The organism is Rhizobium sp. RSm-3 (assembly GCF_001854685.1).
Classification (GTDB): Bacteria; Pseudomonadota; Alphaproteobacteria; order Rhizobiales; family Rhizobiaceae; genus Rhizobium; species Rhizobium ecuadorense.
Genome location: NZ_MAWZ01000037.1, coordinates 1 through 16,947, shown reverse-complemented (window position 1 = coordinate 16,947; position 16,947 = coordinate 1). Strand labels below are relative to the sequence as shown.

At 59.8% G+C, this 16,947-nt stretch carries 16 protein-coding genes and 3 pseudogenes; 13 read left to right on the top strand and 6 right to left on the bottom strand.

The annotated features are described in order from the left end of the window. A partial coding sequence (locus BBJ66_RS25035; RefSeq protein WP_244511742.1) for a phasin occupies window positions 1-469 on the top strand: 469 nt, incomplete at its 5' end. Between the two features lie 13 nt (window positions 470-482). Here BBJ66_RS25035 and BBJ66_RS25030 read toward each other — a convergent pair. Next, window positions 483-713 (bottom strand): NAD(P) transhydrogenase subunit alpha, encoded by a 231-nt coding sequence (locus BBJ66_RS25030; protein WP_274534094.1) that lies wholly within the window; start codon window positions 711-713, stop codon window positions 483-485. A gap of 478 nt (window positions 714-1,191) precedes the next feature. Here BBJ66_RS25030 and hemN point away from each other — a divergent pair, with 478 nt between their 5' ends. Further along, window positions 1,192-2,544, top strand: a complete 1,353-nt coding sequence (gene hemN, locus BBJ66_RS25025; protein WP_008536465.1) for an oxygen-independent coproporphyrinogen III oxidase — start codon at window positions 1,192-1,194, stop codon at window positions 2,542-2,544. Between the two features lie 965 nt (window positions 2,545-3,509). On the opposite strand, the gene BBJ66_RS25020 is transcribed toward hemN, so the two are convergent. Further along, window positions 3,510-3,953, bottom strand: coding sequence for a pseudoazurin (locus BBJ66_RS25020; protein WP_004674399.1), 444 nt, complete (start codon window positions 3,951-3,953; stop codon window positions 3,510-3,512). Window positions 3,954-4,259: 306 nt separating this feature from the next. Continuing rightward, window positions 4,260-4,977, bottom strand: a pseudogene (locus BBJ66_RS35065) (cyclic nucleotide-binding domain-containing protein); the annotation flags it as partial. A 241-nt stretch (window positions 4,978-5,218) separates the two neighbouring features. Here BBJ66_RS35065 and ccoN point away from each other — a divergent pair. From ccoN to BBJ66_RS24965, 10 genes are all read left to right on the top strand, one after another. Further along, window positions 5,219-6,841 carry a cytochrome-c oxidase, cbb3-type subunit I gene (gene ccoN / locus BBJ66_RS25010; protein WP_071090632.1) on the top strand — a complete coding sequence of 541 codons (1,623 nt, stop codon included), beginning with the start codon at window positions 5,219-5,221 and terminating at the stop codon, window positions 6,839-6,841. An 8-nt stretch (window positions 6,842-6,849) separates the two neighbouring features. After that, complete coding sequence (gene ccoO, locus BBJ66_RS25005) at window positions 6,850-7,584, top strand: cytochrome-c oxidase, cbb3-type subunit II (protein WP_071090629.1); 735 nt, start codon at window positions 6,850-6,852, stop codon at window positions 7,582-7,584. 8 nt (window positions 7,585-7,592) lie between these two features. Continuing rightward, window positions 7,593-7,745: a cbb3-type cytochrome c oxidase subunit 3 gene (locus BBJ66_RS25000; RefSeq protein WP_004674411.1), complete on the top strand. Its 153-nt coding sequence runs from the start codon at window positions 7,593-7,595 to the stop codon at window positions 7,743-7,745. A 1-nt stretch (window position 7,746) separates the two neighbouring features. Then, a complete protein-coding gene (gene ccoP, locus BBJ66_RS24995) occupies window positions 7,747-8,610 on the top strand; it encodes a cytochrome-c oxidase, cbb3-type subunit III (RefSeq protein ID WP_004674413.1) in 864 nt (287 codons plus the stop codon). An 11-nt stretch (window positions 8,611-8,621) separates the two neighbouring features. Further along, entirely contained in the window at window positions 8,622-8,807 is a 186-nt protein-coding gene (locus BBJ66_RS24990) for a hypothetical protein (RefSeq protein WP_004674416.1), read from the top strand. A gap of 167 nt (window positions 8,808-8,974) precedes the next feature. Next, window positions 8,975-10,549, top strand: a complete 1,575-nt coding sequence (ccoG, locus tag BBJ66_RS24985; protein ID WP_004674417.1) for a cytochrome c oxidase accessory protein CcoG — start codon at window positions 8,975-8,977, stop codon at window positions 10,547-10,549. After that, entirely contained in the window at window positions 10,546-11,031 is a 486-nt protein-coding gene (locus tag BBJ66_RS24980; RefSeq protein WP_004674419.1) for a FixH family protein, read from the top strand. Before ccoG ends, BBJ66_RS24980 begins: the two co-directional genes overlap by 4 nt. Continuing rightward, a complete protein-coding gene (locus tag BBJ66_RS24975; protein ID WP_004674422.1) occupies window positions 11,028-13,310 on the top strand; it encodes a cation-translocating P-type ATPase in 2,283 nt (760 codons plus the stop codon). Before BBJ66_RS24980 ends, BBJ66_RS24975 begins: the two co-directional genes overlap by 4 nt. Continuing rightward, a complete protein-coding gene (gene ccoS / locus BBJ66_RS24970) occupies window positions 13,307-13,465 on the top strand; it encodes a cbb3-type cytochrome oxidase assembly protein CcoS (protein ID WP_004674425.1) in 159 nt (52 codons plus the stop codon). Before BBJ66_RS24975 ends, ccoS begins: the two co-directional genes overlap by 4 nt. A 31-nt stretch (window positions 13,466-13,496) precedes the next feature. Beyond that, window positions 13,497-14,162 carry a Crp/Fnr family transcriptional regulator gene (locus BBJ66_RS24965; RefSeq protein ID WP_004674428.1) on the top strand — a complete coding sequence of 222 codons (666 nt, stop codon included), beginning with the start codon at window positions 13,497-13,499 and terminating at the stop codon, window positions 14,160-14,162. Window positions 14,163-14,436: 274 nt separating this feature from the next. On the opposite strand, the gene BBJ66_RS24960 is transcribed toward BBJ66_RS24965, so the two are convergent. Together BBJ66_RS24960 and BBJ66_RS24955 are read right to left on the bottom strand one after the other, a co-directional pair. Further along, window positions 14,437-14,640, bottom strand: a complete 204-nt coding sequence (locus BBJ66_RS24960; RefSeq protein ID WP_004674430.1) for a hypothetical protein — start codon at window positions 14,638-14,640, stop codon at window positions 14,437-14,439. 214 nt (window positions 14,641-14,854) lie between these two features. Then, complete coding sequence (locus BBJ66_RS24955; protein ID WP_018247218.1) at window positions 14,855-15,172, bottom strand: hypothetical protein; 318 nt, start codon at window positions 15,170-15,172, stop codon at window positions 14,855-14,857. Between the two features lie 118 nt (window positions 15,173-15,290). Here BBJ66_RS24955 and BBJ66_RS33695 point away from each other — a divergent pair. After that, a pseudogene (locus BBJ66_RS33695) lies at window positions 15,291-16,235 on the top strand (IS630 family transposase). Between the two features lie 140 nt (window positions 16,236-16,375). Here BBJ66_RS33695 and BBJ66_RS33690 read toward each other — a convergent pair. After that, window positions 16,376-16,751, bottom strand: a pseudogene (locus BBJ66_RS33690) (nodulation protein NodZ); the annotation flags it as partial. Between the last annotated feature and the right edge of the window lie 196 nt (window positions 16,752-16,947).

Below are 16,947 nucleotides of genomic sequence, written 5' to 3'. Positions count from 1 at the left end.
GAAGGAAAATGCAATGACCAAGATTTCCGAAAGATCCTTTGAAACGATCGAAAACCCGGGGTCATCGTCGCTCAAGGTGCCAGATCAGTTCGGCGCATCTGTTGAAAAGGGGAACAAGAAGGTGACAGAGGCTTTTTTGAAATTTGCGTCCGGCGCTGAAGCGACRCAGAAAATGCTGCCTCCGATCCTCGAAACGACAAGTCTATTCGGCAACGAATTGTGGTGGAAGACGATCGCTGCACTGCAGGCCGACGCCGAGGCCAGCTTCTCACATTTGCAAGCTTTGCTGGGCGCGAATTCGCCGTCGCAGATCCTCGAACAGCAGTCGACCTTTTTCCGCAAGCGCGTTGAGACAAGTTTGCAGCACGCCAAGGAAGTCCGGGTGCTCTCAAGCAGGGCGGTGGAGGAAATCTCAAAGCCGGTCAAGGATGCTTTTGACAAGGTGCTGACGGACCTCAAGGCGACGTAAAACTGAGGAGACCCTAGAAATACCGCGCGGTGATCTGCCCGGTGAAGAAACACCTGAAGTTCGCACTCGCTTCGATGACCGCCCGGTAACCCCGATCTTTCCCATTCATCTTCTGTGCACGGCTGATGCGCGGGACCATGTCTATGGCGCTTATATTCGCGGCCGAATGCAGAGCCCGCTTGAGCAACTCATTGTTGGCTGCGGGATAGAAGAAAGCGATTAGCGTCTTTTCAGGCGACAGCAGGGCGACCTCATTGATCGAGGCGCACCTTGACGATCACGTCGGCGGCCGCGGCGAGGGCCTGTGGAATTGGAAAACGACCACGACTTCCGCGTTTCGGTAGGCTTCGCTCGAGATTCCCGCCGTTAGGCCGGCACCAGTTCCACTGGCGATCAACAAACTATCGCCGGGGGCCAGCGCATGGAGCGAGCCGAAACCGTGGGATGGCTCGACCGGCGACAGCACGCGGACACCAATTTGTTTCACCCGTTTTGCGTATCAGTCATTCTTGCTCATTTCCTTGTGGCACGTCTCTTCGAACAGCCGGGACCGCGGCTCGACCCATGTCAGAACGAGATGTTAGGCGGGTTCGAAAGTGCTGACTTTCACAGCGGACAAAGATCCGGCTGATTCTGGCCTGAGACGTCATCATTGATTTGGGACAAGGAAGCCGGCGCGGCCGGAGGTCATAAAGCATCCTGTTTTGAAAAGGGATGCGAAAATGTCTGATGATCTGATCGCCAAATACGGCGATGCGCGGGTTCCGCGTTATACGAGTTACCCGACGGCGGCGGCTTTTTCTGCAGCCGTGGGGCCGGATGAATATGCCGGCAATCTCGCCCATATCGCCGCGGCTGGCCCGGTTTCGGTTTATCTCCACGTCCCGTTCTGCCGTTCGATATGCTGGTACTGCGGCTGCCACACGACCATCACCCGGCAAGACGCTCCGGTCGCCGACTATCTCGACGTGATGAAGGAAGAGATCGAGCTCGTCTCTTTTGCGGCCGGAAACGACGTGCCCGTCAAGTACGTGCATTTCGGCGGCGGCACGCCGTCGGTCATGAAGCCGCAGGAATTTTCGGCTCTAATGGCAAAGCTCAGGAGTGCCTTCACGTTTGAAGCGAAAGCCGGCGTCGCAGTCGAGATCGACCCTCGCACATTGGTCGCCCCCATGATCGATGCGCTCGCCGAAAACGGCGTCGACCGCGCAAGCCTCGGCGTCCAGAGCTACGATCCGATCGTGCAGGCCGGTATCAAGCGGCTGCAATCCTTTGAGCAGACGGAAAGGGCGGTCGCCGGGTTGCGCTCAGCAGGCGTCAGCAGCATCAACTTCGACCTAATTTATGGCCTTCCGAAACAGACTGTCCAATCTTGCATCGAGACGGTCCGGCTGGCTGCAGAACTGCGTCCCGAACGTTTCGCCGTTTTCGGTTACGCTCACATACCCGCTTTTAAGAAACATCAGCGCCTGATCGACGAAGCATCGCTGCCGGACGCAAAACAGCGGAACGAGCAGGCGGAAGTGATCGCCGAGGAGCTCCAGAAGGCCGGATATCTGCGCATTGGGCTCGATCATTTTGCACTGCCGAACGATCAGTTGGCGCTCGCCGCGCGCAACAGAACGCTGAGGAGAAACTTCCAGGGCTATACCACGGATGATTGCGATAGCCTGATCGGCCTCGGCGCATCTGCGATCGGGCGGCTGCCGGCCGGCTATATGCAGAACCACGTGCCTCTCGGCCTCTATGCCGAGCGAATTGCCTTCGGGGTGCTGCCGACCGCCAAGGGATATCTTCTCAGCGAGGAGGACAAGCTTCGGGCGAGGGTCATCGAGAGGCTGATGTGCGATTTCGAAGCCGATCTCGGCCAGTTGAGCAGCGGATCGGGTTTCGACACCGGCTTCCTTGTCGAGCGCAACGACCGTCTCGGCGAGCTCATGGCCGACGGCGTCGTGACGATCAGCGGTGAGCGGATTGTCGTATGCGAGGAGGCGCGCTTCATGGTCCGTGCAGTCGCGGCGGCATTCGACGCCTATTTTAGCTCGCACGGGCACACGCACAGCAAGGCAGCCTAGTACTTGTCGCCGGAAGTGTGCATCGGTTCCGGCGACACGAAACGCATCAAAGGCCGCGCGAGAAGACATCGAGTTCCCGTTTCTCGATCGAGGACCCTGCAGTTATCTTCCCAGGAGTCCCGTCGACAACGGCACGTCGAGGAGGATCGACGTCGCAAGTTCGTGTGAAGCAGGGCGGGCGCACTCACAAATACGGTCATCGGGCCGCCCTGTCACAAGTAGATGGGCGCCCGTATCACCGCCTGGACGTCGAGGTCGTTATCGTCGAGCTTTTCGGCTCATTCAAATACAGCTCGATCTCGGCAGGCCCCGGCCCAGGGTATCGTTGGCGACTGACGTCGAACCTTTAAGGTGGCGTGGGCAAGCGCCGGTCCGCAGAGTTGTGCCCATCGCGATTATGGCGGCCGCGCAGGCGCCTGAAGGAGCCTTTTCGCGAGGTGAGCTACCGAGCGCCACATGATCGACGGCTCTCGCCCTCTCACGAACGCGGTTGTTCGAGCACGTCGAAGGACGAGGCAGGGGTCTCCTAGTTGTAGGACTTGCCTGCCGCGGGGATTTCGATCAAACGTTCGACGGCGCCTTCCGTGCAATTCTTGGGTAACCAGAACGAGACCCCGGGTTTTGGCTGGCATCTCCTTCGCGACTGCCGCGCAAAAAAACGACCTCGTTATATTCGTCGTCAGCGAGATTGCCGCCGGGCTAGTGATCTTGCCCACGCGTTCCTTCACAGGTCTGCCGTGCAGATCATAGCTCTTTTCACAGGCCACATTCACTTTCTCGACGGTCCCACCAGGTTTCGGCATCGGCTTTGCCGACAACCGTGTCCGACCACTGCCTTGGACGTCTTGCCTGACAGCGCCTGGCTCTGCTCGATGCTCACTGAGCATCAGCTGCTCCTGGCGAGGCAAACAGCTGCCACGAAAGCCATCGTCATGGGCTGCGCGGTCATCCGCACCTGCTGTGTCTCACTGGGTGATGTTTGTGAGGTCGGCATCGAGCCGCTTGCGCACCATGTTCGGCACCTTTGCAGTCTTGATCGCTTCGAGATTGGGCGGACTGTCACCCACCTGGATCAGGGCAACCATGCCCATGCCGGAATGTGGGGTGCATTTCAGGACATAGACGCCTGGAACATCGAATTTCGCGCGATATAGCTCATTCGGCTTTGACTTGAAGTCGGCAACGCCATCCGGAATGAGGCCTTTGAAGGTTTCGACGTTGTGGCCCTTGTCGGTGGGGATGAAGGTGACGGTGTCGCCGGGGGCGATCTTCAGGAAGCCAGGCTCGAACACCATCGCGCCTTCCGTGCCTTTGTTGAGCATCCGAACCTGGTGGTCGGCCGCCATCAACGGCGCTGCCGAAACAATCAAGGCTGCCGCTGCAGCGATCAGACCGAATTTTAACCGCATTTGCAAGCTCCTTTTCTGCGAGACCCAATCAGCCTCATGAATGTGTCTTAGCAGATGCCGGAATTGGGCTCTTTGACGCCCGTCAAATTCGGGGAAAAAAGGCAGAAGGTCCCAATTTTTGCCTGCTTGCCCAGCGCCCTTGCGAGGGACATGGCAGCCTGCAAGCGATGTAGGAATCACCGAAGGACAAGCACGCTCGGCGAACGTCGGCGCTGCTGAACAGCTTAGGATTGCCGTGACTGAGCTCATATCGCGTCGAGAAGTTCGCGGAGGGCATGAATGTCGATCCCGCGGCTTGTCGCGTGTGTTGAGGTTTACCCTCTGACAGAAATCCTCGGAAAAATCATCAGTGTCGCCCGATAACCGTACCAGCGGGCAAGATTGACGTTCCGCAGGTCGTGCCTGCCCTCGGGAATAACGATGTTGCGCGACGCAAGTTTCGTAACGGTGTGGGCCAGGGTCTCAATGGTCAGGCCGAGATGATCCGCAATGTCTTGACGATTCATGGAAACGCGCAACGGACCTTGGCGGACGCGGGTTGCGCCGGAATGCAAGCTTCACGATGAAGCTGCAGGGGCGCTCCTCGGCGTTCTTCTTCGGCAACAGCACCATCTGTTCATGCGAAGCGGCCGCCTCCTGCCAGAGCAACGAGAGCTAGGTCGAGCGAGCGCATTAGACCGAGCGACTTCCCCGTGGAAACTCATGTGCGATATCCGGCGGATCTTGCATTTCGTGACGGCCTCAGCCGTAAATAGGAAATCGTTTTGCAGCGACGCGCCGTTGAGATCGCCGGCGAATTGAAGAGCGATTATCACCCGACGATCTTTCGCCGATGATACGAAGCAGGCGCACGACACCTTCTTCCACCTGGACAAGATGGTTGCTTATCACCCTCCCACCAAATCGCCTTACCGGCTGCGACGGCCTCGGCCGCCGAGCCTACGAACAGCGAAGAGAGGGATTGGCCGGCATGTATGGCTTCGCGCCCCTTCGCGCCATTGTCGAACGCGTGGTTGTTCTGCACAGCATCTTCATCGCCCCTTGTGGCAGTGGGTGCGGTAGAAAGCAGCTGCGTCACACGGGAGTAAGCGGGCGGTGCCAAAGGGGGAAGTTTGCAACAGAGTGTAACAACGTCGGTTCGTCCACCGCTTCCAGTCCGCTTGTTGATGTAGATCAAGGAGCCGTTCCCGTCTTCGTGACAGTCCTGCCTCGAAATCCGAGAAAGCCGGCCGCGAGGCGGTCGTCTGCGCACTGGAGACGACATCATGAATTACACGACAGAAACGATGGTGATCGCGGTCGCAGCGTTTCTGGCGCTGCTCGCGGCCGCATTCGCGCACGATCATCTGTTTGCAGTCCATATGGGTATACTTTGCCTCTGCCTGGTTGCGGGAACGCTGCTGCTTGTCAGAAACGCAGAGTTTTCGCCGACGGGCCAACAGCGCAAAACAGAGCTTACGGGCTATTGCGACGAGGTAATCCGCTACGGCCTGATCGCTACGGTGTTCTGGGGCGTCGTCGGCTTCCTCGTCGGCGTGATCATCGCGCTGCAGCTGGCCTTTCCCGACCTCAACATCGCGCCCTATCTCAATTTCGGCAGGCTGCGGCCGGTTCATACATCGGCCGTCATCTTCGCCTTCGGCGGCAACGCGCTGATCATGACATCCTTCTATGTGGTGCAACGCACCTGTCGCGCGCGTCTCTTCGGAGGAACACTCGCCTGGTTCGTCTTCTGGGGCTACCAGCTGTTCATCGTGATGGCTGCGACCGGCTACGTGATCGGCATCAATCAGTCGCGCGAATATGCCGAGCCCGAATGGTACGTCGACCTGTGGCTTACCATCGTCTGGGTCGCCTATCTGGCCGTCTATCTCGGAACGATCCTGAAGCGCAAAGAGCCGCATATCTACGTGGCAAACTGGTTCTATCTCAGCTTCATAGTCACCATTGCGATGCTGCATGTGGTCAACAACCTCGCTGTTCCGGCGTCGTTCCTCGGCTCCAAGAGCTATTCTCTCTTCTCCGGCGTCCAGGATGCACTCACCCAATGGTGGTACGGCCACAACGCCGTCGGCTTCTTCCTCACCGCCGGCTTCCTGGGGATGATGTACTATTTTGTGCCGAAGCAGGCCAACCGGCCGGTTTATTCCTACCGGCTGTCGATCATCCACTTCTGGGCCCTGATCTTCATGTATATCTGGGCCGGCCCGCATCATCTGCATTACACGGCGCTGCCTGACTGGGCGCAGACGCTCGGAATGGTCTTCTCCGTCATGCTCTGGATGCCCTCCTGGGGCGGCATGATCAACGGTTTGATGACCCTTTCGGGCGCCTGGGACAAAATTCGCACCGACCCGATCATCCGGATGATGATCGTCGCCATCGCATTTTATGGGATGTCGACCTTCGAAGGCCCGATGATGTCGATAAAGGCGGTCAATTCGCTCAGCCACTATACCGAATGGACGATCGGTCACGTGCATTCCGGAGCACTTGGCTGGGTGGGTATGATCACCTTCGGGGCGATATACTACCTGACGCCGAAACTGTGGGGGCGCGAGCGCCTCTACAGCCTGCGGATGGTCAACTGGCACTTCTGGCTCGCGACGCTCGGGATCGTGATCTACGCCGCGGTGCTCTGGGTCGCGGGCATCCAGCAGGGGCTGATGTGGCGAGAATACAATTCCCAGGGCTTCCTCGTCTATTCCTTCGCTGAAACGGTCGCGGCGATGATCCCCTATTACGTGCTGCGTGCCGTCGGCGGAGCACTCTACCTAGCGGGTGGCCTCGTCATGGCCTGGAACGTGTTCATGACGATCCGCGGCCACCTGCGCGACGAAGCGCCAATCCCGACCAGTTTGGTGCCCCAGGCACAGCCTGCCGAGTGAGGTGAGACATGGCATCGTTACTTGATAAACATAAGACCCTCGAGAAGAACGCGACGCTTCTTCTGGTCGGCTCGCTGCTGGTCGTCAGCATTGGCGGCATCGTTGAAATCGCACCGCTGTTCTACCTGCAGAACACGATCGAAAAAGTGGAAGGCATGCGGCCCTACACGCCGCTAGAGCTCGCCGGACGGAACATCTACATCCGTGAAGGCTGCTATCTCTGCCACAGCCAGATGATCCGGCCGTTCCGTGATGAGGTCGAACGTTACGGCCATTATTCGCTCGCCGCGGAATCGATGTACGACCACCCGTTCCAATGGGGATCCAAGCGGACAGGGCCCGATCTGGCCCGCGTCGGGGGGCGTTACTCGAACGAATGGCACGTCCAGCATCTCGCAAATCCGCGGGCCGTGGTGCCGGAATCAATCATGCCGAGCTACGCCTACCTCGAAGAGAAGGAGGTGACGGTCAGGAGTATCGGAGAGGACCTCAAGGCCAATGAGGACGTGGGCGTGCCTTACAGCGACGACATGCTGGCGAATGCCGAGGCCGACATGAGAGCCCAGGCCGATCCGAACGCGGACACGGCGGCTCTACTCAAGCGCTACCCAAATGCGAATGTCGGCGATCTCGACGGCGATCCAACCCGGCTGACCGAGATGGACGCGCTGGTGTCCTACCTGCAGATGCTCGGAACGCTGGTTAATTTCTCGACCTATGACGACGCGACCGGCTACCGGTGAGGTGATCCATGGAAACTTACACTGCAATGAGACACTTCTCCGACAGCTGGGGCCTCCTGGCAATGGCCGCATTCTTCGTCGGCGCGGTCATGCTCACCCTTCGCCCAGGTAGCAAGCAGACGGCCAAAGATGCCGCCGATATTCCCTTGAAGGACGATTGAGATGTCGCAAAAGCATATCGATGAACTGAGCGGCGTCGAAACGACGGGTCATGAATGGGACGGCATCCAAGAGCTCAACAATCCCATGCCGCGCTGGTGGATCTGGACCTTCTACGTGACGATCCTCTGGGCGATCGGCTACGCCATCGCTTACCCGGCCATCCCGATGATCACTTCCGCCACTAACGGCTATCTCGGTTATTCAACGCGCGCCGAGCTGCAGCAGGACCTCAATCTCGCTAAGTCATCGCAGACGGAGTTCCATGACCTGATCGCTGCCAAGACAGTGGAGGAGATCGACGCGGATCCTGCTCTTCGTAAATTCGCGATCGCTGGCGGCGCATCCGCTTTCAAGGTGAACTGCGCGCCCTGCCATGGATCGGGAGCGAGCGGCGGTCCGGGGTTTCCGAATCTCAACGACGACGACTGGCTGTGGGGCGGGGATCTGAATGCCATCCAGGCCACGATCTCTCATGGCATCCGCTTCGACGGCGATACGGATAGCCATTCCTCCGAAATGCCGCCCTTTGCCGGTGTTCTGGAGCCCATCCAGATGAAGCAGGTCGCCGCCTTTGTCTGGGGGCTGACCAATACGCCCTCGGATGTCGGTCTGGCGGCGGCCGGAAAACAGGTTTTCTTCGACAATTGCGCCCCATGTCACGGCGAGGACGCCAAAGGAAAGGTGGAAATGGGTGCGCCGGATCTCGCCGACGCAATCTGGCTGAAGTCGCGGGGTGAAGACGCCATCCTTCGTCAGGTTGCCTCTCCCAAACATGGCGTAATGCCTGCCTGGGCAGCGCGCCTGGGGGACACAACGGTAAACGAGCTTACTATTTTCGTTCATGCGCTCGGCGGCGGCACGTAAGGAGAAAAGACATGACAGCCCACGACCGCAATCCGATCCTCCCTCTCTACGGCGCGCCGCGTGCTGTTATCCGATCGCGTGTCTCAGCCCGCGCCCAACAGATGCCTGCGTCTTCGGAGCAGGACGACCCGGCAAAAATCGGCAATTCGATGGTGAGTTTGATCTGCCTCAAAGACCACAAGCAGACGAGCCGATAGTTTCAGCTCCTGTGGAGGACGTCCCAGCGGTTTCTCCGCCGCTGTCCTCCGGCCACGCCCTTACTCTGGGGCGTGGCCTTTTCGCTTCTGCACGGTCGTTCTTGATCTGCATCAAGGAACGGATCCGCCACGGCTGGGAAAAGAGTGGTGAAAATCGGACAGGTCCTATGAATCTCTATACCCGCCCTAATCTAAATGACATTGACCACGTTCGCGTCGAACCCGTCAACGCCCGGCGCAACCGCCAGTCTCTCTATGCGCCGCGCAAGAAGATCTTTCCGAAACGAGCCGAAGGGCCCTTTCGCCGGTTCAAATGGGTCTTGATGCTGCTCACGCTTGGCACATATTACCTCGCGCCGTGGATTCGCTGGGACCGCGGTCCCTATGCGCCCAATCAGGCAATCCTCGTCGACCTCGCCTCGCGGCGCTTCTTCTTTTTCTTCATCGAGATCTGGCCGCAGGAATTCTACTATGTGGCGGGCCTGCTCGTCATGGCGGGCTTCGGCCTCTTTCTCCTCACCGCCGCTGTCGGCCGCGCCTGGTGTGGCTATGCCTGTCCGCAGACCGTCTGGGTCGATCTCTTTATCGTCGTCGAACGCGCCGTCGAAGGCGACCGAAACGCTCGGATGAAGCTCGATGCCGACCCCTTCACTTTCGACAAGCTCAGGAAGCGGGTGATCAAGCACGCGATCTGGTTGCTGATCGCCGTCGCCACGGGCGGAGCATGGATCTTCTATTTTGCCGACGCGCCGAGCCTGGCGGCTTCACTGTTTGACGGCAGCGCTCCTGCCGCTGCGTATGCCACGATCGCCACCCTGACCGCGACGACCTATGTGCTTGGCGGCCTCATGCGCGAACAGACATGCACCTATATGTGTCCGTGGCCGCGCATTCAGGGCGCGATGCTGGATGAGAATTCGCTTGTTGTCACCTACAACGACTGGCGGGGCGAGCAGCGGTCGCGCCATGGCAAGAAGGCTCAGGGTCTGCCGGTGGGCGATTGCGTGGACTGCAATGCCTGCGTCGCCGTCTGCCCGATGGGGATCGACATCCGCGACGGCCAGCAGATGGAATGCATCACATGCGCCCTCTGCATCGACGCCTGTGGCGGCGTCATGGACAAGCTCGGGAAGCCACACGGCCTGATCGCCTATGCGACGCTCAAGGAATATTCGAGCAACATGTCGCTTGCTACTGACGGAGGACGGACAGCCATCCAGCCCTCCAATGTCCGAAACGACGACGGAAGCTTCATGCCAGCTGTCCGGAATTTCGACTGGCGCATCATCTTCCGCCGAAGAATTGTCTTCTACGGTGTCGTCTGGGCATCGATCGGCGTCGCCATGGTCGTCCATCTCGCCTTACGCGATCGGCTCAGGCTCAACGTTATCCACGACCGGAACCCTCAATATGTTCTGGAAAGCGACGGCTCCATCCGAAACGGCTACACGCTGCATGTCCTCAACATGGTGCCGAAGCCGCGGGACGTGACCATCACCCTCGTCGGGCTGGAGGGGGGCACAATGCGCATTCCCGAGTTCGGCAGGCAGGATGCCCGCAGCTTCACCGCTCACGTCGAACCCGACGCGGCCACGACGCTCAAGGTCTTCGTCACGCGCGCCCCAGACGGGGCAGAGATCAACGAATTCCTCTTCGTCATCGAAGATATAGGTCAAGACGCAGGTCAAGCCGACCGGGCGAGCTATCGCGCCGCGTTCAACGCGCCGGGAGACGTGAAATGAAGACTTCTACTCAGGGCTTTACCGGCTTGCACGTGCTGCTTGCCACCTCGGCATTCTTCGCCGTAGTGATCGCCGTAAACGCCACCATGGCCTTCTATGCTGCGTCCAGCTGGAGTGGCATCGTCGTGGAAAACACCTATGTGGCCAGCCAGGAATTCAACACCAGGGCGGCAGCGATGAAGGCAATGGCCGCCTCCGGCGTCGAGGGCGCGCTCGTCGTTAAGGGCATCCAAATCCGTTACGACATCCACGACAAGGCCGGCACGCCTGCGATCATCGATGATGTCACGCTGAACTTCAAACGGCCCGTCGGCGATCATGAGGATTTCCGCGTGACGCTCCGGAAGACGGGCGAAGGGCGGTTCGAAGCCGATCACCAGGTTGTCGCCGGCGACTGGATCGTCGAGGCCATATCGAGAATGAACGGGGCGGTCGTCATGCATGAGGCCAAACGCTTCGACACCGCGGAGTTCCGCCAATGACCTGCTGCTCGATGGATGCGGAAAGCGTTCTCGGCCTCAGCGCGACATCCGCCAGCGCCGAGGAGGTATGCCTTGCAAGCCACCCGCTCGGGGCAGGGTTACGCCAGATCGACCTCAGCGTACCCGACGTCCACTGTGGCGGCTGCATATTGACCCTCGAAAAAGCGCTGTCGGCGCTTGCGTTCGTCAGGAAAGCCCGGGTCAATCTCACCGCCCGGCGTGTCACCTGCGTCTATCAGGAAGAGATCGAGGCGAAGGCGACCGATCCCTCCGAAATCCTCGCCGCGATCACCTTGGCCGGATACCGCGCCCATCTCATCACGTCGACAGCACCCGAAACCGACAGGATCCGGAACCAGCTACTGCTGGCGATTGGAGTTTCCGGCTTTGCGGCCGCCAACATCATGATGCTCTCGGTGTCGGTATGGTCGGGCGCCGATGCGGCCACGCGCGACATGTTTCACTGGATCTCGGCGATGATCGCGGCGCCGGCGCTGATTTATGGTGGACGCTTCTTCTTCAAATCGGCCTGGAGCGGGCTCAAGCGTAGGCGCACCAACATGGATGTTCCGATCTCGCTTGCAGTGACGCTGTCCTATGCGGTCTCCCTATGGGAAACCATGCACCATGGCGAACATGCCTGGTTCGACGCGTCGGTGTCTCTGCTGTTCTTCCTGCTGATCGGCAGAACCCTCGATCATGTAATGCGGGAAAAAGCCCGCGCCGCGATCAACGGGCTTGCCAGACTGGCGCCGCGCGGGGCGCAGCTGATGATGCCGGACGGGTCGCGGCACTACATCCCGGTCGAAGAGATCGCCGTCGGGGATAACATCGCGATTGCCGCCGGCCGACGCATTCCCGTCGATGGCATGATCGTCAGCGGCGAGAGCGATGTTGACCTCTCCATCGTCACCGGTGAAAGCAGCACGGTCGCCGTCGCCGCAGGCAGCGCGCTGAATTCGGGTGCGATGAACCTGACCGGTTCGCTCGTCCTGCGGGCGACCAAAGTGGCAAGGGATTCGCTTCTTTCCGAGATCATCGGCCTGATGGAAGCGGCCGAGGGCGGCAGGGCTCGTTATCGCCGGGTCGCCGATCGCGCCGCAGCACTTTATTCTCCCGCCGTGCACCTGTTGGCGCTGGCCTCCTTTCTCGCCTGGGGCTTGCTTGGGGGCGATTGGAAACAGGCCATGCTGGTCGCGGTCGCGGTGCTGATCATCACATGCCCCTGCGCATTGGGCCTTGCTGTACCGGTGGTCCAGGTGGTCGCCGCCGGCGAACTTTTCCGCAGGGGCATCGTGGTGAAGGACGGTTCGGCGCTCGAAAGACTGGCCGACGCGGACATGGTGGCCTTCGACAAGACCGGCACCCTGACGATGGGCCGGCCCCGCCTCGTCCGAAGCGACGCGATCGCGGGCAATAGCGCCATCGTTTGCGCAATGGCGGCGCATTCACGGCATCCGCTTTCCCAGGGTCTGGTGCGGGACATAGACATCTCTTACCCCTTCGCCTTCGACAGGGTCACGGAAATCGCCGGCGGGGGGCTGGAAGCCTGGAAAGGAGCGGACTTCTATCGGCTCGGCAACCGGGCCTTTGCCTGCGGAACCGGGCTCACGCCCGCGGGCGATACTCCGTTTTCGGAGGTGGTCCTGTCGAAAAACGGCGTCGATCTCGCCCGTTTCCTGTTTGACGACACGCTTCGTCCGGGCGCCGCCGAGGCTTTCCGCCAGCTCGCTGCAGCCGGTATCGAAACGCTGATAGTATCCGGCGACAGGCAGGCCGTCGTCGACAACACAGCGCGGGCTCTCGGTATCGGCAAAGCTCTGGGCGACCTGGCGCCGAAACAGAAGGTCGAGGAACTCCAGAGGCTGGGCGCCGAGGGCTATCGTGTGCTCATGGTCGGCGACGGGATCAACGACGCACCGGCGCTGGCCGCCGCGCAGGTCTCGATGGCGCCCGCAACCGCATCCGACGTCGGCAGGCAAGCTGCCGACCTTATCTTCTTCAACGATCGTCTCGATGCCGTTCCTGAGGCAATCGCCGTTGCGCGAAGATCCGCCAGCCTCATTCGACAGAACTTTGCTCTCGCCATCGGTTACAACGTGCTTGCGGTACCGATCGCAATCGCCGGCCTGGCAACGCCGCTGATAGCGGCGGTGGCCATGTCGACTTCGTCGATCATCGTCGTGACGAATGCGCTGCGATTAAATGCCTTCGGCAGGCGCCCCGGCCTACGGAGCGAGCCGCTTGCCGGCGGACGTGCGGAAGTTGAAACCACATGAACATGCTGATCTATCTGATGCCGATCGCACTGCTGATGGGGGGAATGGGTCTCCTGGCGTTCCTCTGGTCGCTGACGAGCCGCCAGTACGACGACCTTGAAGGAGCAGCTTGGCGAATCCTCGTCGAGGACGAAACCGATTGCAAAAGACCTTGAACCGCTCACGGCCGAAACGAAAGGAAGATCGATGCTATCGAGACATCCCATACTTTTGCGATCTGACCTGTTTCACGGCCTGGACAAAGCAAGGATAGAAGAACTGGCCGACACGGCTCAGTTCCAGATCTTCGCACCGGACGAGCGGATTATCGCCGAGGGCCAGCAGGCGTCGTTCGTCTATTGCGTGATGCGCGGCTTCGTGCGACTTTCGAAGTCGGAATCCGCGGGGCGCCAGGCAGATATCTGCATCTGCGAACCGGGCGAGACGTTCGGCGAATATCTCCTGTCGGGAGGCGGCTCCTACACCTACAGCGCATGGTCCGCCGACGGCGCAGAGGTCGCGTTGTTCGACCTTGTGGAGTTGCGGGCGCTTGCCGACCGGGACCCCGTCATGCGTCGCAACGTGATGCGCATCATGGCCCGGCATCTGCTCGGTGCCATGGATTGCATAGCGGGAGACCGGCTGCACACGGCTGCACAGCGTGTTGCGAATTACCTCGTCAGCCGCTGCCCGGCCTCAGCATCGCAGGCCACCTTTCGCCTGCCTTACCGGAAGAGAATTCTGGCCGGCAAACTGGGGGTTGCGCCCGAAGCCCTTTCGCGGGCTTTCGCTGCCCTCGGTCCTGCAGGGGTCGAAGTCAGAGGCAGGGTCGTCGTGGTCGACAGCGTCGACCTGCTGCGGAAGGCGTGCTGACCTCGGGGTAGGGCGATAACCGCGCCGGAATTCGACCGCCGTCAATGTGGCGATCGCTTGCTCCGTTATGGCCAGGCGCAAAATGTACCAGGACGTCATGCTCATCGGGATTGTTCTTGTCATCTCGACTGTTTTCATCGCTTGCTTCAGGCCTTGTCCGCATCAACGGTGGCGCTGACGACACATGCGGATACCGTCGGACTGGCGGGCTTAATAGGGAAGTGCAGACGAACGTTCGCAACGAGCACCAACATGCGACGGAGAGCGTCCGGCGTTATTCTTCGAGGAGCAGGGCCGTCGCGAGATAACCCATGCTGATGGTGCTTGCGAAGAGGTAGATGAACAGGCCCTGCGCGAGATAACTCTCAACCGTGCCTGCCGCGGCAAATCCATTTTGCCAAACGAAGAAGCCCACGGCGGATCCAATTGCGAACCCCGTCGCCAAACGCGTGAGCATGAACCTGATCATGCGAGGCATGGCACCACCTCAGACTTACTCATTACAAATGGCCGGGCAACGGGAATGGTGGCTGGCCAATTGAGTTTTGTCAACGACTGGCGCAAGCCGTCATGCAAGCAGCGGCGGGAGCCGGAGACTACAACAGTGCATCTTCTGTCTTTCGCAGCCGGCGTTATCACGCCTGCGAATGCGTCGAGGCTGAGGGAGTTGCGAGTTGCAAGGACGATGCGCGCTAAGGACCTAGCGCGGCGGCGGCTTCTGTGGTCGAGCGGTTTGCCAGACGTGTCGGGATGCGGGAATAAAGAACGGCTCCGGCCACGCCCACGACCGCATAGAGCACGAACATCAGCTTGATGGCAATCTGTCGACCAAGCCCGACGAACGCCCTCGCATCAGGCAGGGCGTCGGCTAAGGCGCCGACGAGGCTGTGGCGCGCGAACGTCCTCGTCCCATCGGAATCGCCGACGTGCGAGCTTGCTATGCCAATGATGCGGGTCGAGCGCGCGGTGCCGTTTCCACTCACCGAAGGCGCCCAATAGCTACCCTTCACAACAATGATCCAGCAAGCCTTTGGACGCGCTAGAGCAAGTCCTGCGATCGATGAATCGATTGTGATGTGACGGCGTCCATCGATGCTGATTCAAACATCCACAGAGAAGAGGTGGATGATGGGACAAGCACTGAGCGATGATCTTCGAATACGGGTTTTGAAAGCGTCTGCGGCCGGCATGTCGGCTCGACAGGCTGCGGCTCGTTTCGGAGTTGGGATTTCGACGGCGATCCGCTGGTTTGCAAGAGCGAAAGAGGGTGAGTTAACTGCTCGGCCACAGGGCTGGAGACGACCTTCGGCAGTGGATGCACACGAGGAATTCGTTGTCGCGTTGATCAACGAGCGTAGGGATGTGACGCTCGATGAGATGGTTGAGCGCTTGTCCGTCGAGCGGCAGGTGAAGATCAGCCGCAGCGCACTTGGCGCTTGGCTTCGAGGCCGCGGATGGACCTTTGAAAAAAGACCGCCCACGCACTGGAGCAGGACCGGCCGGATGTCCTAAAGCGCCGGCGTGTCTGGTTCGACGGCCAACTGGATCTCGATCCAGAAAAGCTGATCTTCATCGACGAAACCGGCCTTTCGACCAAGATGGCACGGCTACGCGGACGTGCACTTCGAGGTGAGCGTTGCCGAGCTGGCGTGCCACATGGCCATTGGAAAACAACGACCTTTACCGGAGCGTTGCGCCTCACTGGGATGACCGCGCCGTTTGTCTACGATGGCGCCATGAACGGTAATTGTCTTCCTGGCTTACGTCGAACAGGTATTGGGGCCTACCCTGGAGATCGGCGACGTGGTGGTCATGGACAACCTACCGGCTCACAAGACAGCGGGTGTACGCGACGCCATCGAACGTGTCGGCGCCACGCTCATGTTCCTGCCCCCTTACAGCCCAGACTTCAATCCGATCGAGAACGCCTTCTCCAAACTGAAGGCGATGCTGCGAGGTCGGGCAGAGCGAAAGATTGACGCCCTCTGGGATGCAGTTGGCGCCCTGATACCCCGCTTCACCCCCGCAGAATGCGCCAATTGCTTCAAGGCTGCTGGATATGATCCGGATTGAACAGGATTTGCTCTAGACGCTAGGAGAGGATGCGCCCCCGCCTTGTCTCGTCGCGTGCTGCGCCCACATCGCGATCCAGTGAACACCTCTCCTCAATCCTGCGAGGGCGCCGAGAATTTGTTCAGCGGAGTGCCGGTTCATCAAGCCGGCTCATGCTCGGACGATTCATCAGTCAAGATCAAGCGAGTCGGATCTTTCAAGTCAAACTCAATAACACGTGGCACGAAGAGACGGGCATAGCGCGTGAAGGCGCTGGCCGGCGGAAAGCGAATTACCGTATCGCATCGGGCGAGAAGGTACATCTCTGTAAGAGCAGAGATACCGCCGTCCACTCCGAGCGATGCACTGTGTAATGGCCGGCCTGGGCCGCCTGAAAGCATTTCGGGATAGTGATTGATCGGGAAATACACCGAGTAAATGGTCCCGTACCTGCGCGCTGTCCGTACACAAGAAAACCATCACAGGGCGTCGATGCGGTATCGCTTTGGCCTTTTCGATGGCAGTGCACACTGACCTGCCACTGAGAATTTCCTCCAGAATGGATTAGAGTCCGGCCCATTGATCTGAACCCTTCAAACTGGACCAATTTTGGTTAGAGTTTTCCGGTGCATTTTCCTGGCTGGGAAAGGGACCAGAAGACGATGAAAGCGTCGCAGTTTTCGGACGCTCAGAAGGCGTTCATTCTGAAGCAAGGTGATGAAGGCGTGTCGGT